At 60.9% G+C, this 21,297-nt stretch carries 23 protein-coding genes and 1 tRNA gene; 9 read left to right on the forward strand and 15 right to left on the reverse strand.

Features of this window, described 5'->3' with window-relative positions:
- Positions 1-27: 27 nt before the first annotated feature.
- From PZ897_RS16635 to PZ897_RS16645, 3 genes are read left to right on the forward strand one after another with little or no spacing between them, the layout of a single operon-like run.
- Positions 28-945, forward strand: a complete 918-nt coding sequence (locus PZ897_RS16635) for a LysR substrate-binding domain-containing protein (protein ID WP_275753636.1) — start codon at positions 28-30, stop codon at positions 943-945.
- A complete protein-coding gene (locus PZ897_RS16640; RefSeq protein ID WP_275753637.1) occupies positions 935-1,681 on the forward strand; it encodes a sulfite exporter TauE/SafE family protein in 747 nt (248 codons plus the stop codon). Before PZ897_RS16635 ends, PZ897_RS16640 begins: the two co-directional genes overlap by 11 nt.
- Positions 1,678-2,817, forward strand: coding sequence for a mandelate racemase/muconate lactonizing enzyme family protein (locus PZ897_RS16645; RefSeq protein WP_275753638.1), 1,140 nt, complete (start codon positions 1,678-1,680; stop codon positions 2,815-2,817). Before PZ897_RS16640 ends, PZ897_RS16645 begins: the two co-directional genes overlap by 4 nt.
- A gap of 19 nt (positions 2,818-2,836) precedes the next feature.
- Here PZ897_RS16645 and PZ897_RS16650 read toward each other — a convergent pair whose 3' ends face one another.
- From PZ897_RS16650 to PZ897_RS16685, 8 genes are all read right to left on the reverse strand, one after another.
- On the reverse strand, positions 2,837-3,850 hold the full coding sequence (locus PZ897_RS16650) for a YeiH family protein (RefSeq protein ID WP_275753639.1): 1,014 nt from the start codon (positions 3,848-3,850) through the stop codon (positions 2,837-2,839).
- 104 nt (positions 3,851-3,954) lie between these two features.
- Complete coding sequence (locus tag PZ897_RS16655; protein ID WP_275753640.1) at positions 3,955-5,061, reverse strand: sulfite oxidase; 1,107 nt, start codon at positions 5,059-5,061, stop codon at positions 3,955-3,957.
- Between the two features lie 3 nt (positions 5,062-5,064).
- Positions 5,065-5,745 carry a fumarate hydratase C-terminal domain-containing protein gene (locus PZ897_RS16660; protein WP_275753641.1) on the reverse strand — a complete coding sequence of 227 codons (681 nt, stop codon included), beginning with the start codon at positions 5,743-5,745 and terminating at the stop codon, positions 5,065-5,067.
- Entirely contained in the window at positions 5,709-6,671 is a 963-nt protein-coding gene (locus tag PZ897_RS16665; RefSeq protein WP_275753642.1) for a fumarate hydratase, read from the reverse strand. The genes PZ897_RS16660 and PZ897_RS16665 overlap by 37 nt, the downstream gene beginning before the upstream one ends.
- Positions 6,671-8,431 carry an FAD-binding protein gene (locus PZ897_RS16670; RefSeq protein WP_275753643.1) on the reverse strand — a complete coding sequence of 587 codons (1,761 nt, stop codon included), beginning with the start codon at positions 8,429-8,431 and terminating at the stop codon, positions 6,671-6,673. The genes PZ897_RS16665 and PZ897_RS16670 overlap by 1 nt, the downstream gene beginning before the upstream one ends.
- A 2-nt stretch (positions 8,432-8,433) precedes the next feature.
- Positions 8,434-8,778: a succinate dehydrogenase, cytochrome b556 subunit gene (sdhC, locus tag PZ897_RS16675; protein WP_275753644.1), complete on the reverse strand. Its 345-nt coding sequence runs from the start codon at positions 8,776-8,778 to the stop codon at positions 8,434-8,436.
- A complete protein-coding gene (locus PZ897_RS16680; protein ID WP_275753645.1) occupies positions 8,775-9,104 on the reverse strand; it encodes a succinate dehydrogenase in 330 nt (109 codons plus the stop codon). The genes sdhC and PZ897_RS16680 overlap by 4 nt, the downstream gene beginning before the upstream one ends.
- 2 nt (positions 9,105-9,106) lie before the next feature.
- Positions 9,107-9,823: a 2Fe-2S iron-sulfur cluster-binding protein gene (locus tag PZ897_RS16685; RefSeq protein ID WP_275753676.1), complete on the reverse strand. Its 717-nt coding sequence runs from the start codon at positions 9,821-9,823 to the stop codon at positions 9,107-9,109.
- A 190-nt stretch (positions 9,824-10,013) separates the two neighbouring features.
- Between PZ897_RS16685 and PZ897_RS16690 the strand changes: the two genes are divergently transcribed.
- On the forward strand, positions 10,014-10,628 hold the full coding sequence (locus PZ897_RS16690) for a glutathione S-transferase family protein (protein WP_275753646.1): 615 nt from the start codon (positions 10,014-10,016) through the stop codon (positions 10,626-10,628).
- A gap of 151 nt (positions 10,629-10,779) precedes the next feature.
- Here PZ897_RS16690 and PZ897_RS16695 read toward each other — a convergent pair whose 3' ends face one another.
- The 6 genes from PZ897_RS16695 to PZ897_RS16720 all read right to left on the reverse strand — a co-directional run bounded on the left by PZ897_RS16695 (position 10,780) and on the right by PZ897_RS16720 (position 15,938).
- Positions 10,780-10,938 carry a hypothetical protein gene (locus tag PZ897_RS16695; RefSeq protein ID WP_275753647.1) on the reverse strand — a complete coding sequence of 53 codons (159 nt, stop codon included), beginning with the start codon at positions 10,936-10,938 and terminating at the stop codon, positions 10,780-10,782.
- Positions 10,939-10,943: 5 nt separating this feature from the next.
- Entirely contained in the window at positions 10,944-12,299 is a 1,356-nt protein-coding gene (locus tag PZ897_RS16700) for an amidase (RefSeq protein WP_275753648.1), read from the reverse strand.
- Complete coding sequence (locus PZ897_RS16705) at positions 12,289-13,707, reverse strand: TRAP transporter large permease subunit (protein ID WP_275753649.1); 1,419 nt, start codon at positions 13,705-13,707, stop codon at positions 12,289-12,291. The genes PZ897_RS16700 and PZ897_RS16705 overlap by 11 nt, the downstream gene beginning before the upstream one ends.
- Positions 13,704-14,288 carry a TRAP transporter small permease subunit gene (locus PZ897_RS16710; protein ID WP_275753650.1) on the reverse strand — a complete coding sequence of 195 codons (585 nt, stop codon included), beginning with the start codon at positions 14,286-14,288 and terminating at the stop codon, positions 13,704-13,706. The genes PZ897_RS16705 and PZ897_RS16710 overlap by 4 nt, the downstream gene beginning before the upstream one ends.
- A 77-nt stretch (positions 14,289-14,365) precedes the next feature.
- On the reverse strand, positions 14,366-15,502 hold the full coding sequence (locus PZ897_RS16715; protein ID WP_275753651.1) for a TRAP transporter substrate-binding protein: 1,137 nt from the start codon (positions 15,500-15,502) through the stop codon (positions 14,366-14,368).
- A gap of 235 nt (positions 15,503-15,737) precedes the next feature.
- Positions 15,738-15,938, reverse strand: a complete 201-nt coding sequence (locus PZ897_RS16720) for an FCD domain-containing protein (RefSeq protein ID WP_275753653.1) — start codon at positions 15,936-15,938, stop codon at positions 15,738-15,740.
- Between PZ897_RS16720 and PZ897_RS16725 the strand changes: the two genes are divergently transcribed.
- The 3 genes from PZ897_RS16725 to lepA all read left to right on the forward strand — a co-directional run bounded on the left by PZ897_RS16725 (position 15,925) and on the right by lepA (position 18,613).
- Positions 15,925-16,113, forward strand: a complete 189-nt coding sequence (locus tag PZ897_RS16725; RefSeq protein WP_275753654.1) for a phosphoenolpyruvate hydrolase family protein — start codon at positions 15,925-15,927, stop codon at positions 16,111-16,113. The genes PZ897_RS16720 and PZ897_RS16725 overlap by 14 nt on opposite strands.
- Positions 16,114-16,116: 3 nt before the next feature.
- The gene (locus tag PZ897_RS16730; RefSeq protein WP_275753655.1) at positions 16,117-16,386 is read left to right on the forward strand and encodes a hypothetical protein; all 270 of its coding nucleotides are present in this window, start codon (positions 16,117-16,119) and stop codon (positions 16,384-16,386) included.
- Positions 16,387-16,795: 409 nt separating this feature from the next.
- Complete coding sequence (gene lepA, locus PZ897_RS16735; protein WP_275753677.1) at positions 16,796-18,613, forward strand: translation elongation factor 4; 1,818 nt, start codon at positions 16,796-16,798, stop codon at positions 18,611-18,613.
- An 88-nt stretch (positions 18,614-18,701) separates the two neighbouring features.
- Here lepA and PZ897_RS16740 read toward each other — a convergent pair whose 3' ends face one another.
- Positions 18,702-19,670: a DMT family transporter gene (locus PZ897_RS16740; protein WP_275753656.1), complete on the reverse strand. Its 969-nt coding sequence runs from the start codon at positions 19,668-19,670 to the stop codon at positions 18,702-18,704.
- Positions 19,671-19,893: 223 nt separating this feature from the next.
- Between PZ897_RS16740 and PZ897_RS16745 the strand changes: the two genes are divergently transcribed.
- Both PZ897_RS16745 and PZ897_RS16750 read left to right on the forward strand, forming a co-directional pair.
- Positions 19,894-19,980, forward strand: a tRNA-Leu gene (locus tag PZ897_RS16745).
- An 86-nt stretch (positions 19,981-20,066) separates the two neighbouring features.
- On the forward strand, positions 20,067-21,278 hold the full coding sequence (locus PZ897_RS16750) for a phage integrase N-terminal SAM-like domain-containing protein (protein WP_275753657.1): 1,212 nt from the start codon (positions 20,067-20,069) through the stop codon (positions 21,276-21,278).
- Positions 21,279-21,297 lie beyond the last annotated feature (19 nt).

The following is a 21,297-nucleotide window of genomic DNA, read 5'->3' on the forward strand; positions in this document are numbered from 1 at the left end:
TTTGCTTACATTAATTCTGGAAGAGCGATGACGATACGATTGCTGAAAACGCTTCTTGCGGTGGCGGAGCACGGAACTTTCAGCGCTGCCGCCGACGCAGTATTCGTCACGCATGCCGCTGTCAGCCAGCAGATGAAAGCGCTGGAACAAGAATGGGAAATTGTTATCTTCGACCGCTCCAAGCGGACCCCGGAACTCACGCCGGTCGGCCGCACATTGGTGGCGAAGGCACGCGAAGTGGTGCGCGCCTATGACAATCTGGTTCCCTCCGTACTCGGCGACGACGGGCTGAGGGGCGACCTGCTGCTTGGCGCGGTGCCGACGACACTTGCCGGCCTGGTGCCTATGACGATTTCGCTGCTGAAATCTGCCTTCCCCGATCTGCATGTGGCCGTCCAGCCGGGCCTGACCACCCAGGTGCTGCACCAGGTGGAACGCGGCCACCTCGACGCCGCTGTGATCTCCAGACCAAAGCTCATCCCGCGCGGTCTCAACTGGCTCCAAGTCGCGGAAGAGCCGCTACAATTGCTGGCCTCGCTGGAAACCGAGAGCAACGACCCGGTGCATTTGCTCAAGTCCAACCCCTTCATCCGCTTCAGCCGTGACGCGGTGGTCGGGAGCCTGATCGAAACCTGGCTGCAGGATCAGAAGATCGATGTACACGACAGCATGGAACTGGAAGGGCTGGAGGCGATCTCCACCATGGTGCTGTGCAATCTCGGCGTCTCCATCGCCCCTCGCCGCTGTTTCCAGAACGCCAACCCGTTGCCGCTGAAACGTCTGCCGCTGCCCAACGGCCCCGTGCGCCATCTGGGCCTGATCAGCCGCGGCGACACCACCAAGGCGCGGGTGATAGAGGAAATTCACGGCAAGCTGCTCGAAGCGGTCCGGATCGGCGCATTCCCGCCCAGAACTTTGAGGACACCGCCCCCAAGTGACACTTGAGTTCATTGCCATACTGGCCGCAGGCGCCGCGCTCGGAGGGTTCGTCAATGGTCTGGCCGGCTTCGGCACCGCGATGTTCGCATTGGGTTTCTGGCTGCAGATCCTGCCGCCGCTTGAAGCCGTCTCCCTGGTCGCCCTTATGTCGGTGATCAGCGGGCTGCAGGGCGTCTGGGTGGTACGGAGCTCGGTGCTCGACAATCCCGGGCGGCTGGCCCGCTTTCTGATGCCTGCTCTGGTCGGCATTCCGATGGGCATTGCGGCATTGTCTGTTTTTCCACCGCTGGTGATCAAGCTGGTCATCGCCGCGATGATGATTCTTTATGGCGGCTTCTTCTCGCTGCGCAGCGCCCTGCCCCGGTTCGAGCGGCCGACCCCCATCGCTGACGGCTTTGTTGGATTTCTCGGTGGCGTTCTGGGCGGCGCCGCCTCGCTTTCAGGGGCACTGCCGACGATGTGGTGTTCGATGCGGCCCTGGCCGAAGGCGGAAATCCGCGCCGTGCTGCAACCCTTCAACGTCATCGTATTGGGACTCACGGCGGTCGGATTTGCAATCAAAGGCGTCTATGGTTTTGATAGTTTGAAGCTGTTCGCGGTGACATTGCCGGTGACGCTGACCTTCGCCCAGATCGGCATCATCACCTTCAAACGGCTCAATGACGATCAATTCCGCCGGCTGATCATTGCCCTGATGTTCATCTCCGGCACGGTCCTGCTTGCAAGGGAGTTTTTCTGGTGACAGGTATCAGCATTGCCCGCGTCGAAGTCTCCACCTACCGCGTACCGGTCACCACTCCGGTGATGACGTCGTTCGGCGCCATGACCAACCGCCCGGCGGTGTTCGTGCGGCTCACCGATGCAGAGGGGGCTTTCGGGTGGGGCGAAATCTTTGCCAACTGGCCCGCAGCCGGCGCCGAGCACCGGGCGCGGTTGTTGATGGAAGACATCGCCGATCTGGTGATCGGCTTTCGGGCTGAAGCCGCCTCCGACCTGTTCCAGCATCTGATGACCACAACCCATATCCGGGCGTTGCAATGTGGCGAATGGGGCCCCTTCGCGCAGGTGATTGCCGGGCTCGACACCGCTCTGCACGATCTCTTCGCCCGCCGCAAAGGCGTCTCGCTGGCTTTCCATCTCAATCCGGACGCGGCCAGGGCCGTGCCCGCCTATGCCAGCGGCATTCATATCGGCGCGGCACACGATATTGTGCCCAGGGTGAGACAACTGGGCTACCGGGCGATGAAGGTAAAGATCGGCTTTCACGCCGACACCGACCTCACCCTGCTGCGCGCGCTCTGTGCCGGGCGGCACGATGGCGAGCGCTTGTTCGCCGATGCAAATCAGGCCTGGGATCTGCGGCAGGCGCTCCGCTTTGTCGCTCAGGCTGGCGACCTCGGGCTGGGCTGGCTGGAAGAGCCGATCCGGGCCGATATGCCAGCCGGGCACTGGGCGGAACTGGCAAATTCCAGCCGCATCAAGCTGGCTGCCGGTGAGAACATCACCGGCTTTGACGATTTCGACGCCGCCATCGAGGCGGGCCATCTCGGCTTCATCCAGCCCGACGTCGCCAAATGGGGCGGCATCACCGGCTGCCACCGGATCGGACAGGCCATTCGCGCCGGCGGACGGACCTATTGCCCGCATTTTCTCGGCGGCGGCATTGGCCTGATCGCCTCCGGCCATTTGCTCGCGGCTGTCGGCAGCGACGGCCTCCTGGAGGTCGACATCAACACCAATCCGCTGCGCGACGCCTTCTTTCCCGACGGCATGTGCAAGGAGGGGGTTTTTGCCATCACGGACGCGCCCGGCCTGGGCTTCGATGAACTGCCGGAGAGCCTGGCGCGATACCGGACGCTTGACCTGGTCCGGCATTGAAAAACCCAGCCACCCCGTCTCAACCCATATGGAATTTGATCGCCGTCAGCGCGAACACCGCCAGAATGCCGGTGAGCGTGCAGATGAGCACGATGGCACTGCCGCCGACATCGCCGAGCTTGCGCAGCGAGGTTTTCATGCCCAGTGCGGCAATCGCAACCACCAGGCACCAGCGCGAGAAAGCCAGCAACCCGTCCTTGACCTCGACCGGCACGACATCATAGGAACCGGCGACCACCAGGGCGGCAAAACCGATAACGAAGAACGGGATCGGCAGCGACCGCCTGGTGCCGGGCTCGCGCGAGCCGGAAAACACAAATGACAGAACCACGACGATCGGCACCAGCAGCGCCACCCGCAACAGCTTGACAAAAGTGGCGGTTTCGCCGGCCTGGTCCGAGACCGAATAGCCGGCGCCGACAACCTGCGCAACATCGTGAATCGTGGCCCCGAAAAAGACGCCGGTGGCGACGTCCGACAATTCCATGAGTTCGGCAATGATCGGATAGAGGATCATCGCCAGCGTGCTCAACGCCGTCACCCCGATAACGGTAAAAACAGTGTCGCGCTCCAGTGTCTCGCCTTTCGGCAGAACAGAGGAAATCGCCAGCGCCGCCGACGCGCCGCATATGGCCACCGCACCGCCAATCAGCAGCCCAAAGCGGGTGCCGCGACCGAGTCCGCGCGAGAGCACCGGCCCCAGGGCAATCGTCAACGCCACGCCGCCGAGCGTGATCAGCAACACTTCCGAGCCGGTTGAGGCGATCTGTTGTACGGTGATGCCGAGGCCGAGCAAGGCCACGCCGAAGCGCAGCAGCACTTTCGAGGAAAACTCGATGCCGGCGACGCAGATGCCGCCGTCCTCGACAAGAAAATTGAACGCCATACCGATCAGCAGCGCCATCAGCATCACCGGCGCGCCATAATGCTCAGAGATGAATTTTGCCGCCAAGGCCACTGTCAGCGAGGTAAGAACCCCCGGAAACAACAATCGGGCTTTGCGGAAACAGGCGAAATCAGTCAGTCGGCTCATTGGTTCATGTCACAATTCGGGATTGGACCGGCGGGCGGGAGCCGCGGTCACTCAGACTTGCTTTTCATTCGGGCGAGCGTTCAAAAAGCTGGGAGGCTGCCGGGTCAGGGTTCGCCGACGAAAACAGTCACCTTCTGTGCCGCGTTGTTGGCAAAGCCGGAGACATCCCACGGCGGGTCAAGTGGCTGTATGTGTCCGTCCGCATCGGTGGCGCGGCAGCGCAGCACATGCTTGCCGGGGCTGGCAGACCAGTCACAGGTCCATTTGCTCCAGGCATATCTGGAAATCTGCGGCTCAAGCCGGGCTTGGCGCCATTCTCCGTCAAGTTCCACTTCGACCTTGGCAATCGGCACCCCGCCGCCAGACCAGGCGCGGCCAAGCAGCGTCACCGGCCCCGGTTCGAGGTAGCGCTTTCGCGTTCCCCAGTCTGGAACGCCGGGGGGCACCATCAGAGATTTGACCCGCATGGTGGTAACCGGCCGGCCGGGATCCCCGTCATGCTCGCGGAATCGGTAGGTACGGACCTGCTGGAATCCGTCAAAGGGTTCTCTCAGCGCCTCAATGCGGTCCAGCCATTTGACACTGGCCATCCCATACCAGCCGGGCACGATCAACCGGAGCGGCGCCCCATGCTGCGGCAGCAGCGGCTGGCCGTTCATGGCATAGACCAGCATGACGTCCAGATCTGCGATCTGCGTCATGGTCAGCGAGCGACCGAAACAGTGCCCGACACCCTTGTCGAAACCGTAATCGGCGCCAAGGAAGGCAATCTCCACCGCATCGGCGTTCGGCACCGCCCGCTCGATCAGCGGTTTGAGCGGCGTGCCGGTCCATTCCGATGTGCCAACCGCCTCGTAGGCCCACGGCATCGAATGCGAACGCGGCGAGACGCCGGAGCGCCCATTGCCGGCGCATTCCAAAGTCACCGGCAGCGTCACCTGCGGCAACGATTTGATCTCATCAAGATCGAGTTCGAAGGGTGCATTGAACCCGCCGGAGAAATCGAGTCGATACTGTCCGGGGTCGATCAGCGGCACATCGAAATGGGTGAGCAGATAATGCAGGCCTGTAGGCGTCACATCGAGCGCCAGAGTCTCCAGCAAAATGCCGGAGTTGCGGTTGGCGAGGCCCACCTCTGACTGGCTGTAAACACCATCCTGGGTGGCGATGCGGCCGCTGTAACCCATGAACGGATTGTCATTCGTTGTCATGGCCTACCCTATCATTTCGTCGGAGCGATCATCGGTTTCACCAAAGCGTTTGAGCACCGCCGGAACTGTGCCTTCGTAGACTTTCTCCAGATTTGCGGAAATTTTGGCGTTCTCGCGTTCAAACAGCGAATTGCCGGCCAGATCGCTCTCGACGATGAACGGGCCCATGTTGTCGGCTTCAAACACCCACATCGCCTGGGCCAGGCCGAGTTCCTTGTTCCAGTGCACCGTCTTGACCCGCTTGACGCCGCGACCAAGCAAGGCGCCGGTGCCATAACCCACGGTGGTAAGATAGATGGCGCCATTGGGAACGAAGTGTTCCTGATAATCCTTGACGCTCATGCCGCCCTTGCCGATGATCAGCTTGGCGCCGGATTTGGCCATCCACTGGCCGATCCACTTGGAAAATCGGAACGAGGCGGTGGCGGTCACCGCACCAAGCCGGAATGTGCCGTCCTCGTTGATCGCGGCGGCGGGCGAGCAATGGAAATTGGCAGCACTTTCGCCCGGCAATTCCATCGGGATATTGGCCTTGTCCTCGAGCGCGCGCTTGTAGACGCCTTCACGCGCCGTATAGATCAGCCCGTCGAGATAGACGACGTCGCCCAGCCGCAATTCGGCTAGGGCTTCCGGTGTCGGTGTGGTGCTCAGGCGGATTTTTCGTGGTTTTGAGGCATGTCCCATTCCACTGTCTCCCGGCGTTGATAATCGGTGAACCAGTCCGGATCGGTGCGGTATTCCACCCGTCCGTCGGCAAAGACCCGCGCCACCGCGCGGCGCGATGACAGGCAGAACGCATGCACCGACATCTGCATGCCGCCAGTGTGGCAATAGCCTACCTCGATGTTGGCGTCGATGACCATCGACTTGCCGACAAAGCCCATGGCGCCCATGCCGATGGAGTTGCCCAGTTCCTTGAGCTCCAGCTCCAGTTCGGCGATGCGCGGATCGGAATTGCGGGACCCCACCACGCGCAGGCAGGCAGCGCGCTTGCCCAGCACCATGCAGGTGTCCTTGCAGCCTCCAAGCCCGATTCCGATGATGGCCGGCTGGCAGGCAAGACCGCGCTTGCCGAAGGCCACCAGGCAATCGAGATAAAAGCGCTTGATGCCCTGGATGCCATCGGAGGGAAACAGCATCCGGTAGTCGGTGCCGAACAATCCGCCCTTGTGAACCGTGATCAGGTCGATCCATTCGCCGCCGGGCTCATAGCCATATTCGATCTCGGGCGCGCCGATGCCGACATTGTTGTCATGATCGGTGCGCCACAGCGGATGCACCCGGTTGGGCCTGAGCGGCACGCCGTTGGTGGCATTGGCGGTGGCCCGGCGCAGCGCCGCCTCAAGCGCGATCGGGCCACCCTCGATCCGGGTTTCGTTGCCCATCTTGACGTACCAGCGCGGGGTGCCGGTGTCGCCACACATGGCGCGGCGGTCTTCCTTGGCCGCCTTGTAGTTTTCCAGCATCGCCTCGAGCACGAAAGACGAAAGATCGCCGTCCTCGACATTGGCGGCGGCCTGCAGACCATCAAGATAATCCTGCGGAATTTCGATTGCCGCCTTGTCCATCAGGGTCTCGGCCGTCTTTTGAATGATGTCTATGGGGATCATCAGTTCGCCTCCACCAGAGTTTCGGGTTCACCTGCGGGCAGGATGGTTTCGCCCGGCCGGACGATGGTAAACTGCACTGGCTCGCAATCCACCTCGATGTCATGGCCTGACTTCCGCGCCACCGTGAAACAGGAGCTGTCGAGGTCACCCGGCTCGGGGAAATCCTCGCGATAATGCGCGCCGCGCGAATTCTCCCGCGCCAGCCCTGCATGCGTGATGACTTCGGAGACATCGCATAGTGAGCGGACATTGAGCCAGTCGTGCCAGGTCAGGTTGAAGGCCAGGTTGCCGGTCGCGACGCCGACCTCGCTCAGTTCATCGGATATGTCGGCAATGCGGCCAAGACCGCGCTCCATGCCGCGCCGGGTGCGGATGACGCCGACATCTTCCCACATGGCTTCCTGCAATTCGTGCCGCAGTTCCTGGATGTTCGCCGGTTTGCGGCCGAACGGTTGGCAGGCGCGCGCCACCTCCGCGTCAAGCACGTTCTCGTCGGGATCACGCAGCGCGCCCATCCTGCGGATATCCATGCCCATGATGTCGCCGGCCACCCCGCCATAGACGGTGGAATTGGCCACGCCATTGCCGCCAAGCCGGTTGGAGCCATGGGCGCCGCCCGCATCCTCGCCGGCCACATAGAGGCCTTCCATTTCGGTGCGGGTGTCGGTGTCGACCACCACGCCGCCCATGAAGTAGTGCGCCGTTGGCACCACTTCCACCAGTCCGCCGGCCAGGTCGAAGCCGGAATCGGCGCAGCGCTTGACCATGCCGGAGAATTTCTGCCGCACCATTTCAGGCCCGAGATGGCTCATCTTGATATAGACGCCGCCATTGCGCGACGTGTTGGACTTCTGCATTTCGGCATAGATGCCGCGGGAAACCACGTCGCGGGTGGCGCGCTCACCGAGACCGTCATAGTCGAACATGAACCGGCGTTCGGCGCCATTGAGCAATTGCCCGCCGGCCCCGCGCAGCCCCTCCTCCAGCACCGTGCCGGTCATCTTGGTGTGGTCGCCGGCAAGCAGGCCTGTCGGGTGAAACTGCACCATCTCCATGTCGCGCAGCGGCAGGCCGACGCGCAGCGCCATGGCCAGCCCATCCATGGTCTTGTCGCCCGATGGCGTATGGTACTTGTACATGGTCGGTCCGCCGCCCGTGGCCATCAGCACGGTCTTGGCGCGGACAAAGCGGAATTTACCCGTCCGCATGTCGATCATCAGCACGCCGGCCAGCCCCGAGCCGTCCTTCGTTGGAATCAGGCCGATGGCGCGGTGTTCCTGCAGTTTCTCCACCGGCCGCGACAGCACCTGCTCCATCAGCCGGTTGATGATCTCGATGCCGGTGAGGTCGCCCTTGTGCACGGTCCGGTCGGCGGTCTGGCCGGCAAAGGCCTTGTGGTGCAGCGTGCCATCGGCATTGCGGTCAAAGAAGCAACCGATCTCGTTTTCGAGTTCGCGCACCCGCACCACCGCCTGTTCGCACAGCTTCCAGGCCATATCCTGGTTTGGCAGCCACTTGCCGCCATTGATGGTGTCCATGAAATGCCGCTCGACCGTATCACCGCCGCCAAGCGCCACATTGTAGCCGCCCTGTACCATGCGGGTGCAGCCGCATTTGCCGATCAGGCCCTTGACCGCAATGGTTACTCTGGTGCCTGCCGGCGCGGTTTGCAGCGCGTGCAAAGCCGCAAACATTCCAGCACCGCCGGTGCCGAGGATCAAAATGTCAGTGTCGTGACGGTCGATTGTGATCTTGCTCATGCTCATACTGCCTGCAGAAAAAATGTGCCGGCCACCAGAAAGGCGGCGGCGACCGCCGACGCGGCCAGGGTTTTCTGCCGCGGCGACCAGGGCAGGAATTCCAGCGCCAGAAGACGCAGACCGCCAAAGGCGTGAACCGCGAGCAGAAAGACGAGGCCGAACTCGGCGATCTTGACCAGAGGATTGTCGGCAAAGCGCAGATAGTCGTCGAGCCTTTGCGGCTCGTTCAGCGCCAGTGCCAGCAGGTAGAAATGCGCCGGCAGGAACAGCGCCAGACCGAGTCCGGAAAGCCGGTGCAACAGATAGGCCATCCACAGCGGCTGGGTCCGGTGCGGTCGGATCATCATAGCGTCACCGCCAAGACCGCGCGCAGGCCGGTGCCAAGCAGCAGCAGGCCCGTGAGCCACATGAACACCTCCAGCGCAAGACCTTTCAGCCCCAGCGTCTCATGCACGATGACGCGCAACCCGATGGAGGCATGCAGCGACACCGCCAGCACGAACACGGCGTAAAATACAAACCAGATGACACTGCCCTGGGTGCGGCCAAGAATTTCGGCGGCACTCAGCCCGTCCTGGATGGCATAGATCATCACCGCGATATGACCGAGTGTCAGCGGGATCATCACCATCGCGCTCAGCCGCTGCGCCATATAGAGCCGGAGATCGAGCATGGCTATCGCCCGCCCTTGAAGAAGGCTGCGGCAGTGACGCGCTTGAGGCCGGCAATCGCCTTCATCGGATTGAGTTCGTTGGGGCAATAGAGCGTGCAGCTGCCCTGGCTGTGGCAATTGTGGCACCCACCCCTGCCCGACACCGCATCAAGAATAGCGCTCGGATCGGCGTCCTTGGGATCGAGATAGAGGGTCCAGGCCCGCTGCAGCGCCGCGGGTCCGAGAAAATCGGCATTGTTGGCCACAGTGTCGCAAGCGGCATAGCAGACCGAACAATTGATGCATTCGATGCCGGTGTCTGTCTCGACGCGTGCAGGCGTTGCCGGGTCGAGGATCTCGATGGCGTCGTCGCGGCTTTTGCCCGGGTGGTGCACACCGCCAGCGGCCACCCATTTGTCGAAAAACGGGTCCATATCGGTGGCGAGATCCTTGATCACCGGCAGGTTGCGCAACGGCGCGATGGTGATGGCGTTGTCCTTGAGCACCTTGTTGACATGGGTGCGGCAGGTCCAGCGCGGCACGCCGTTGACCATCATCGCGCAGGAGCCGCACATGCCCACCCGGCAGGCGTAGCGATAGGACAGCGTCGGGTCGGCATATTGCTGGATCCAGGCCACCACATCGAGAATGGTCTGACTTTCCTGAGCCGGAACCTTGAATTGCTCAAGCCCGCCACCGCCCGCATCGCCGCGCCAGACCGATACGTCCATTTCCTGCATGCTTGCCAACAAAACCGCCTCGATAAACCTGAATGGTAGAGCCGTATTTATAGCTGTGAGCGTTCCTAACAAAAAGGAATAATTACTAATCATTTATGTAATCAGCAATTACGCAAAAACCGCTTTGCAAGACGGCGGTTTTGGCTAGTGTCGGGGAAACAATGACCCGGAACTGAGAGAAGGCCGCACAATGATTACGCTTTGCTACGCCAAGGGCACCGCCGCACTGGCACCGCACATCCTGCTCGAAGACGCCGGCGCCGACTACACGGCCCGGCTGGTGGATTTTGGCGCTGCCGAACAGCAGTCAGCCGACTATCTGGCGATCAATCCGAAAGGCCGGGTGCCGGCGCTGATTACGGCGGAGGGCACGCTGACGGAAACACCGGCGATTCTGGCCTATATCGCGCAGATTTTCCCTGACGCCAATCTGGCGCCGGGCAACCGGTTCAGCTTTGCCCAGGCGCAGGCTTTCAACATCTATCTCGCCGCCACCGTGCATGTGAATCATGCCCACAAGCAGCGTGGCAGCCGCTGGACCGACGACACGGATGCTCAAGCCACATTGCGCGACAAGGTGACAGCCAACATGACCGATTGTGCCCGCATCATCGAACACCATTATCTCAAGGGGCCGTGGGTGATGGGCCCCACCTATTCGATGTGTGATGCCTATTTGTTCGTCATCACCCGCTGGATGAAGGGCGACGGCGTCAATCTCGATGACTTCCCGGCCATTTCCAGGCACTTCTCCGCCATGCAGGAGCGCGCCAGCGTGCGGAAAGTCATGTCGATGCACATGTGAGCCGATGCCCTGAACACAGGCCCGAGTTCGAGCAGTCATGCCTGCCGGAGAAATGTCCCGAGAAGGCGCCGTCTCGAACCCATCCGGCTGCCCGCCGCCAAAACCTCTCCACAGCCAAAACAATCGTTCCGGCAGTGCCGGCCTTGAGGCTTCAGCGTGACGGTCGTTTGTGAATGAACAGGTCGTAGAAGGCCATCCCAACGGTCAGCGCGACCACCGCGCCAAGGTCGAGCCGTGGCAATTTGTAGACGAGCACACCCAGAAAGCCGCAGAGGATGATGAAGGCGAAAATCGTGAGAATCCGTTCCATGGTCGTCAGTCTCCCTGGCCGTCGGTTTCGATATGCTTCACCAGCCACCTGGCGGTTCTAAGCAGGCGGGCATCACCACCGCGCGGTCCGACAAGCTGCACCCCCATCGGCATGCCGTCCTCATCGGCAAACAGCGGAAGCGTAATCGCCGGCGTGCCACACAGCGTCCAGATCCCATTAAACACCGGATCGCCGGTACTCTCCAGACCCTTTGGTGCAGATCCGGGAGCCGCAGGCGTCAGGATCGCATCACATCGCTGGAAAACAGCATCAAGGGCGGAATAGAGATAGTCAGGCCAGTCCAGCGCCGCGATGTAGTCATGCGCGGTAACCTTGCCACCCCGCTCGAGCGCTTCGGACAGGCGCAGTGACAATTGATCGGCACCGTCGCGCCTGTAGCGATGATAGCACTTGGCCATTTCCGCCAGATTGATCCGCTCGCGCACACTTGCCGCCTCGCCGAAGGCCTCAGGCAGGACCGGCTCGAAACAGCCCTCGCCCAATTCGTCGACCAATTCCTCCAACGCCTGCTGGCAAGCCTCGGTGGCCTTGTCCCAGTAAGGCGTGCGGACAAATGCGAATTGCGGCCGCACCGGCACAGCGGCGGACGCCACAGACAACAGGCGCGGAAACGGTGCCGGCGCAGTCGCCTTGTCGAGATCATCATGGCCGAACAGCACCTCGGCCAGCATTGCCGCGTCTTCGACCGAGCGCGCGAATACCCCGAGCCGGTCAAGGGTTGGCGACTGCGTCAGTACGCCGGTGCGCGGGATGCTGCCCGTCGATGGCAAAAAGCCGGTGATGCCGCAATAGGCGGCTGGCCGGATAACGGATCCGCCGGTCTGGGTGCCGACAGCCAGCGGCACCATACCCGCTGCAACAGCAGCGGCGGAGCCCGAGGACGACCCGCCGGGTGTATGGGCCGGATTGACCGGGTTGCGTGTCTTGCTCGGGTGCATGAACGCAAGTTCTGTCGTGACCGTCTTGCCGATGATGATGGCGCCCGCCGCGCGCAACTTCTCGACGATGACCGCGTCGTGTTCGGGAACGCGACCGGCATCGACCTGGGTGCCATTGGCCGTCGGAATGCCGCGGGTGTCGATGACGTCCTTCAACGCCACCGGCAGCCCGTGCAGCGGCCCGATGGGGCGGCCGGACTTGCGATGCTGATCCGCACCCTCGGCCTGGCGAAGAGCAAAATCCGCATCGAACCATTCGAAAGCCTGGATTTCACCGTCCGTGGCCGCAATCCGGTCGAGGCAGCCCCGCATATAGTCAACGGCGCTCAGCGCACCGCTGGCCATCCTGTCCCGCGCCTCCACGGCACTCAGACCGGTCATCGTCATCGGATCAGTTCCCATAGAAGCGTTCCGGCAGGTAGTAGACGATCTGCGGGAAGGTATACATCAGCGCCATGCACAGGAAGACCATGAACAAGAACGGCATGACCCCGGTGAAGATCTGCGTCAACTTCACCTCCGGCGGCGCTATCCCCTTGAGATAATAGGCTGACATGGCCATCGGCGGTGTCAGAAACGATGTTTGCAGATTGAGCGCGACAAGAATGCCGAAAAACAGCGGATCAATGTCGAAGATCGCCAGCAGCGGCAGGAAGATCGGCACGAAGATGATGATGATCTCCGACCATTCCAGCGGCCATCCCAGCAGGAAGATGATCAGCTGGGCCAGCAACAGGAACTGCAGCGGCGTCAGATCCAGCCCCATGACAAATTCGGAGATGATCTGTTCGCCGCCCAGATAGGAAAACACCGAAGAGAACACATAGGAGCCGACAAACAGCCAGCACACCATCGCCGTGGTCCGCACCGTCAGATAAACGCTTTCGCGCAGCCGCTGCCAGGTCATGGCCCCATAAGCGATAGCGAGAGCTATGCCGCCGAGCGCACCGATCGAGGCGGCCTCCGTTGGTGTGGCCAGGCCGAACAGGATCGAGCCCAGCACAGCAATGATCAGAAACGCCAGCGGAAAGAATGAAGTGGCGATCAGGAACAGCAACCGGCCCATCGGCACATCTGGCACTTCCTCGTCGGTCGGGCGTGGCGCAACGCTTGGCTGCAGAAGCGACCGGCCGACAATATAAACCAGGTACAGACCCACGAGGGTAAAGCCGGGCAGAAGCGCGCCGGCATAGAGCTTGACGATGGAGACACCCGACGCCGCGGCATAGACGATCAGCATGATCGAGGGCGGAATCAGGATGCCGAGGGTTCCGCCGGCGCAGATGATGCCGGAGGCAAACGCCGGATCGTAGCGGGCTTTCAGCATCGCAGGCAACGCCAAAAGCCCCATCAGCGTGACCACGGCGCCGACAATGCCGGTGGCGGTCGCAAACAGCGCACAGGTGATCAGCGCGGCAACGCCCATTGATCCCGGTATCCGCTTGGAGGCGAGGTTGAGCGTCGAAAACAGCCGGTCGACGATGTTGGCGCGCTCGACGATGTACCCCATGAACAAAAACAGCGGCACCGCCGTCAGCACCTCGTTGGCCATCACCGTATAGGTCTGGTTGATGAACAGGTCGAAGATGCGGTTGTTGAAGAGCCCGTCTACCCAGAGGGATATGCTCTCCCAGGTGCTCGCCATCTCATCGAGGCGAAAATAGGAGCGCCACATCCGCGAGGGATCGAAATAGGCGTAGTAGCCAAAGCCGATGCCCATGGCCATCAGTGTAAATGCGATCGGAAAGCCCAGGAACACCATGAAGATGAACAGGCCCAGCATCATCAAGGCAATTTGAGGGTCGGTCATATGTGTCCGCCAGTTTCGGCCTCGTTGGCCTTCGTCAACAATAGATCTTCGGTTTCGCGCACGTCTTCATCGGCCTCAATCCAGTGGCCGGTGCGCATGCAGACAATGCATCGGAAAACCTGAGCAATACCCTGGATGAACAAGAGAAGGCCCGCAGCCATGATCACCGTCTTGAACTGATAGATCGGGATGCCCGCTGGACTGTTGACGCTGACCTCACCGTAGCCCCAGGAACGGGACGCATATTTCCAGCCGGTCACGATCAACGCCGTCACTCCGGGGAAAAAGAACAGCAGATAGAGCAACAGATCCACTTTCGCCTGGGTCTGTGGACGCCAGAGACGATACACGAAGTCACCCCGCACATGACCGCCACGCGACAGCGTGTAGGCGCCGCCCATCATGAACAGCGATCCATACATGATAAAGGAGACATCGAGCGCCCAGGGGGTGGGGGCATTGAAGAGGTAACGCGACACCACTTCATAGCCCGTGCCGAAGGCCATCATGATGATCAGCCAGGCGAACGCCTTGCCGAAGGCCGCGGACAAGCTATCTGCGAAACGGATATATTGAACCATGTTCAACCACTTTTTGTGCCAGAGGGGTCCGGCGGAGCATTGCCCGCCGGACCATTGCAGCATTCACCCGGTCAGGCTTACATCTTCAGCTTGCCAGGGAAGTAGTGCTCATAGGCCAGCCCCAGGTCCGGGGCGTTCATCAGCTCGTAATAAGCGACCTTCTCGACCCATGCACGCTGGCTGTCCATCACCTTCTTGTTGAAGGCGTCGCCTTCCAGATCGGCAATGAGCGTGTCCCAGGCCCCCAGCTGCGCGGCAAGGATTTCCTTCGACGTGCGATGCACCGTGACGCCTTCATCGGACTGCAGCTCCGCCAGGTCCTTCGAATATTCGCGCATCGCAAGCGCGAGGTTCGAGGTGGCTGAGGCCTCGACACCATATTTCAGGATAGCCTGAAGGTCGGGGTCGAGATCGTCCATGAAGTCCTTGTTGAAGATGAACTCGAAGGCTTCGGACGCCTGGTGGTAGGACGAAAGATAATAGTTCTTGGCAACGTCCTGAGCGCCGAACCTGCGGTCGGACGAGGGGTTGTTGAACTCGAAGGCGTCGATCACGCCGCGTTCCATGGACGGAACGATTTCACCACCGGGAAGCTGGGCGACGGACATGCCCATCGACTGCAGCAGGTCGGCTGCCAGGCCGACTGTACGGTATTTGAACCCCTGGATATCGGCGACGGTATTCACTTCGCCCTTGAACCAGCCGAAGGGCTGCGCGGGCATTGGCATGCCCATATAGCCATAAACATTGAGGCCAAGCATATCCTGCGTCAGTTCGCGGTACAGCTCAGCGCCACCGCCCTGGTAGAACCAGCCGAGCATGGTGGTTGCCGAACCGCCGAAGACCGGGCCGGTACCAAAGAACGATGCAGCCTTGGATTTGCCATACCAGTAGACCGGCACAGTGTGCGCCGCATCGAGAACGCCGTCATTGCAGGCATCCATGACCTGGAACGCGCCGACGATCGCACCGGCAGGCAAAAGGTCCATCTTGAGGCGCCCGCCGGACATTTCCTCGACACGGGCGGTATATTCACGGGCAAAGTCCATCCAGATGTCGGAGGCAGGCCAAGAAGTCTGCATCTTTACCACCAATGGCGCCTGCGCCAGCACTGCCGGCGCGGACAATGCGCCAGCCGCAGCGACGCCACCGATCATCGAGCCCTTTTTCAAGAACGAGCGTCGAGATACGGATTTTTTGTTCTGGTCTTCCATAGCCAATCCTCCCAGTTGGTTTCAAACTTGAACGGCCGGAATATCAAACATTTTTAATGTGATGACAAGCCTCTCTGTGTTCATCCTCACATTCGTGGTCACCCTCACATGATAAGGCTGCTGTCCGGAATGGCCTGTATTTGGCTTGCACCCCGCTACAATGCGACAGGACTGCCTCACCTCGCCGGAAAACCTCACTCCAGAACCTGGCCTGTGGCCTGTGGACAACCTCCTGTCAATTCGGAAACATGTCGCCCAGCACGCTTGCCAGATGCACCCGCATGGCCTCTGCCGCCCCATGGGTGTTGCGGTTGGTGATGTTGGAGACGATTTCTGCATGTTCGCGGCAATAACATTGTCGTCGCACGCCGGTGAGGCTGGAAGACTGCCCGGCGATGGTCGACGCCTGGGCTGAGGCCGCATTGAAGGTCAACAAGGATGCGATCGTCCTGGTTCATGGCGGACCGGTGTCGTCGCCCGAGGATGCCAGTTTCGTGCTCAACCGGACCCGAAACTGGCATGGCTTCTATGGCGCCTCATCGATGGAGCGCCTACCGACGGAACAGGCGCCGACGGAACAAGCACGCAAATTCAAGGCAGTAACCTTTTAGGCAGTGCCCCTGAAGCGCCCGGAATACAGGGAGGTCCATGCCGCAGCCGGCGGTGTCGGTTCGCTTCTGGTGCAATGGGCCCGCGCCATCGGCCGCGACAGCCTCGACCGGTCGATCGCAGCCCTGGCCATCCGCGGCCATCTTGTCAGCTTCGGTCAGGCGTCCGGGCCGATTGGCGAGAAGGATATCGGCTCCATGGCATCGAAACCCCTAACCCTGTCGCGTCCGAATTACGGGCACTACACTGCGACACGCAGCCAGATGCAGATGTAGTGTGAACGGCTGTTTGATGCTGTGCGAACAGGGACGCTGAAGATCGAACCGCCCACGGTCTGCAAGCTATCGGAGGCAGCGCGCGCACGCCGATCTGGAAAACAGCCGCACAACAGGTGCGATCGTCTTGGCAACCTGATCGGGTTGCATTGCCGTCGTAATGTTATCGCCGCAAAAGCCGGTGCCGACGTGAGCGCGGTGCGGATCGTGGACGCGGTCGGCTTGAGCTTTTCCGCCAGAGCGGAAGGCCGCTTGCGCCTGTGCCGGTCGCCCGGTGGACATGAATGAAGGGAGAGCACGGCGGCGGACCCCGCCGACGGAAAACCCCGGTCCCCCAAAGGATGCGCCAGTGGCGAGAACCCATGGGTCAGGACGTTTCCGCGATTGCGTTTTTCTGCAGGACTGCTAAATCGCGCGTATGACAAACACGCCCCTTTCCCATATTCGCAATTTTTCGATCGTCGCGCACATCGATCACGGCAAATCGACACTGGCCGACAGGCTGATCCAGACCTGCGGTGGTCTAGCCGAACGAGAGATGAGCAAGCAGGTGCTCGACTCGATGGATATCGAGAAAGAACGCGGCATTACCATCAAGGCCCAGACCGTCCGGCTGCACTACACCGCCAAGGACGGCGAGCTGTATGTGCTCAATCTGATCGACACGCCGGGTCATGTCGATTTCGCCTATGAAGTGTCCCGCTCGCTGCGGGCCTGCGAAGGCTCGCTGCTGGTGGTCGACGCCAGCCAGGGGGTCGAGGCGCAGACGCTGGCCAATGTCTATGCCGCACTGGATGCCGACCACGAGATCGTGCCGGTGCTCAACAAGATCGACCTGCCGGCGGCCGAGCCTGACCGGATCAAGGAACAGATCGAAGAGGTGATCGGGCTTGATGCTTCCGACGCGGTGATGATTTCGGCAAAGTCCGGCATCGGCATACCCGATGTGCTGGAGGCCATCGTCACCCGCCTGCCAGCGCCCAAGGGCGGCACGGTCAAGGATCCGCTGAAAGCGATGCTGGTCGACAGCTGGTATGACACCTATCTCGGCGTCATCGTGCTGGTGCGGGTCATCAATGGCGAAATGAAGAAGGGCCAGCAGATCCGGCTGATGGGCACGGACGCCCGCTACACGGTCGAGCGGATCGGTGTCATCACCCCCAAGCTGGTGATCATGGACTCTCTCGGACCCGGTGAAATCGGCTTCATCACCGCCTCGATCAAGGAAGTGGCCGACACTCGCGTCGGTGACACCATCACCGAAGACAAGCGCCCGACGGCGGAGGCCCTTCCAGGCTTCAAGCCGGCGCAGCCGGTCGTGTTCTGCGGCCTGTTTCCGGTCGATGCCGCCGATTTTGAAGAACTGCGTGCCGCCATGGGCAAGCTGCGGCTCAACGATGCCTCGTTCTCGTTTGAAATGGAAACCTCGGCAGCGCTCGGGTTTGGTTTCCGCTGCGGCTTTCTCGGCCTTCTGCACCTGGAAATCATCCAGGAGCGGCTGGAGCGTGAGTTCAATCTCGACCTGATCGCCACAGCGCCGTCGGTGATCTACCGGCTCAACATGACCAATGGCGATGTGATCGAACTGCACAATCCGGCCGACATGCCCGATGTGGTCAAGATCAGGAACATCGAGGAGCCGTGGATCAAGGCCACGATCCTGACGCCGGACGAACATCTCGGCACCATCCTGAAATTGTGCCAGGATCGCCGCGGCATCCAGACCGACCTGTCCTATGTCGGCAAACGGGCGATGATGACCTATGCGCTGCCACTCAACGAGGTGGTGTTTGATTTCTACGACCGGCTGAAATCGATCTCCAAGGGCTATGCCAGCTTCGACTACCAGATCACCGGCCACGAGGAAGGCGATCTGGTGCGGATGTCTATCCTGGTCAATGACGAGCCGGTGGATGCGTTGTCGATGCTGGTGCACCGCTCGGCAGCGGAAAAGCGTGGCCGTGTGATGTGCGAAAAGCTCAAGGAGCTGATCCCGCGGCACATGTTCAAGATCCCGATCCAGGCGGCGATCGGCGGCAAGGTGGTGGCGCGCGAGACGATTTCGGCGATGCGCAAGGATGTGACCGCAAAATGCTATGGTGGCGACGCCACTCGCAAGCGCAAGCTCCTGGACAAGCAGAAGGCCGGCAAGAAGCGCATGCGCCAGTTCGGCAAGGTCGACATTCCGCAGGAAGCCTTCATCGAGGCGCTGAAGATCAGCGACTGACATGCTCCGCCGACTGTCAGCCGGCATTGCAGCGAATGCGCTCTACAGCGCCTCGCGTCCAAATCAACCCATTTGAACGCGACGTGCCTTAGTTGGGCAGCGGCAACGCGGTGCGGCGGCTCAGGCGCCATTGCCACAAGATGTGGCCGATCAGCGCCAGGAACACCACGCCGCCGCCGACAAGCGTTCTGGGCGCCGGCACTTCGGCGTGAATCAGCCAGACCCAGACTGGCCCGAACACCGGCTCCATGGTCGAGATCAACGCCGCCAGCGCCGACGGGATCAGCCGTGCGCCGGTGGCAAACATTGCCATGCCAAGTCCCAGATTGAGGGCGCCGAACACGAACAGCAGGCCAAGATCGCTTGCGCTGACGATCAGCCCTGATGACAGGGTTACGCCGACGGCTGTGCCGACCATCACGCCAAAACACACCGCCGGCGTCATCCTGACGCCGGAATAGCGCCGGGTGATGACCGTGGCTGCGGCGAAGAACACCGCGATCATCAGGGCCAGCCCGTCACCAATGAAGGACACGGTGGCAGCGAAGGAATCGGACACCATCACCCCGATGCCGGCAATCACCGCAAGAATTGCCGCCCAGGTGACCCGGTCCACCGCTTCGCCGAGGAAGACGACACCGAGCAGCGCTGCGATCAGTGGCACGCCGGCCTGCATCAGCAGTATATTGGCGACGCTGGTGTAGCCGAGCGCAACCACGAAGGAAATCGATGCAGTCGCAAAGCAGAGCCCCACGCCCACGCCCGGCAGCCCCATGGTTCGAAACAGCCGCACAGTGCCTGCTGGTCCGTCGCGCCACAGCATGAAGGCGAGCAGGAACAGGGCAGCGAAAAAGGACCGCCAGGCAATGATGGTCCAGGGATCGCTGACGTTAAGACCACGGGCGATGGCGCCGCCAAAACTCCAGGTCATGGCCGCGCCAAACACCAGCAGCCCGCCCCGCGTAGCCAGCGAAGCCTGCGAGGCCTGCGAGGCCTGCGAAGGGTCGTAGGCGCTGGAACCACGGTCGACTGTCAATGTTTCTGGCGATTGGGTCATAGACCTGCATAACGCGCCGCGCATGGCCTCGAAAGATTGAACTGCGACATGAAGGGGCGCGAACAGGCTGGCAGTTTTCCAACCAGCCGCGGTCCGGTTGACCGCGATCTGTGGCCGCTTGTGCCCCAGCAGACGAATTTATCTTGCTGTGCACCAATTAAAACACTGCGCGAGCCATTCGGTCATTGACACGAGCGCGTGGACCTCCTAAATCGGCTCCAATGCCCAGATGGCGGAATTGGTAGACGCGCCAGCTTCAGGTGCTGGTACTGGCAACGGTGTGGAGGTTCGAGTCCTCTTCTGGGCACCATTCATTCCCTACTACCAAGGGAATCAAAAAGTTAAGCTCAAACAGGATGTTGCGCTCACCTATGTGTGTTACAAAGGTGTGTAACAATGTTGTATCGCTTAACGAGACCCATGCGGCGCAAAGGCTCACAGTTCAGGCAATTCAATAGGCGGATCCCGCAGGAAGTCGCCTCCAAACTTGTCGGCAAGACACTCTCGATTCCGTTCGGGGGACATATTGCCACTGTCTCGATTGGCCCACGTACGAAAGCCATCCGATTCTCCCTTCGATCAAACGACCCCTCGGAAGTGAAAATCCGACAGGCTGAGGCCGAAGCCTATCTTGAAGCGATCTTCAGGGCGGCTAGGGCGGGCGGTGAAATCGACCTCACCCACCGCCAAGCAGTTTCCCTGTCCAAGGCCTTCTATGATGCCTGGGCAATCGATGTGGACCGGCTTCATTCGCTCGGCGTAGAGTTCGATGAGAACCGAAACCCGATCATCATTAGACCGTCCCTTGATGAAATCGCCCTGGGCCAACAGAGTACCGCGCAGCACTTTCGCAATCTGAGAGAAACTGACAATACCTTGGCGCTCGGGGAGCGGATCGGGCCGCTCCTAGACCGCGTTTTGATGAATCATGGCATTACTGCCGTGAGCACCAATAGCCGCGAGGTCCTGCTAAAAGAATGCGCGAGGGCAATTGAGCAGGGAATGACATATTCCGCGAGGAAAGCCCTTGAAGCCGACTTCACGGGTGACCCCAATGCAAGCCGCTTTCCCGCATGGGAAGAGCCCGCAACTCGCCCCTCTTCCGCCGATGCGCGACAAGCAACCGTTTCCCTGAAGGGCTTGGTTGACCGGTGGTGGGCGGAAGCCGAGCGGCTAGGCAAATCCCAAAGCACCCATGAGACTTATGAACGCGCTTTCAAGACCCTTGCTGAGTTTCTTCAGCATGATGATGCTACGCGGGTAACGACAAGAGACATTATAGCCTTCAAGGACTGGAGACTGAATCAATCCTCTCCAACAACTGGAAAGCCGGTGTCGGCCCGCACCATCAAGTATGGCGATATTTCAGCCTTAAGCAGCGTCTTCACATGGGCCGTGGATAACCAGATAGTCCGATCTAATCCGGTGGCGGGCTTCAAAATGAAGGCCCCCAAGGCCAAGAAGCTGCGAGCCAAGCATTTTACGCCTGATGAAGCATCATCAATCCTAAAGGCAAGCCTTGAGACGCAGCCGGTTGGCAAGCAGCCCTATCAGCGATGGGCAGCTAGAGCGGCGGGCATTCTGACTGAATCGGCAGGGCTTCCCTGACTAGTTTTATCGTGATTCA

The sequence above is a fragment of the Hoeflea sp. YIM 152468 genome (assembly GCF_029210485.1).
Classification (GTDB): domain Bacteria; phylum Pseudomonadota; class Alphaproteobacteria; order Rhizobiales; family Rhizobiaceae; genus Hoeflea.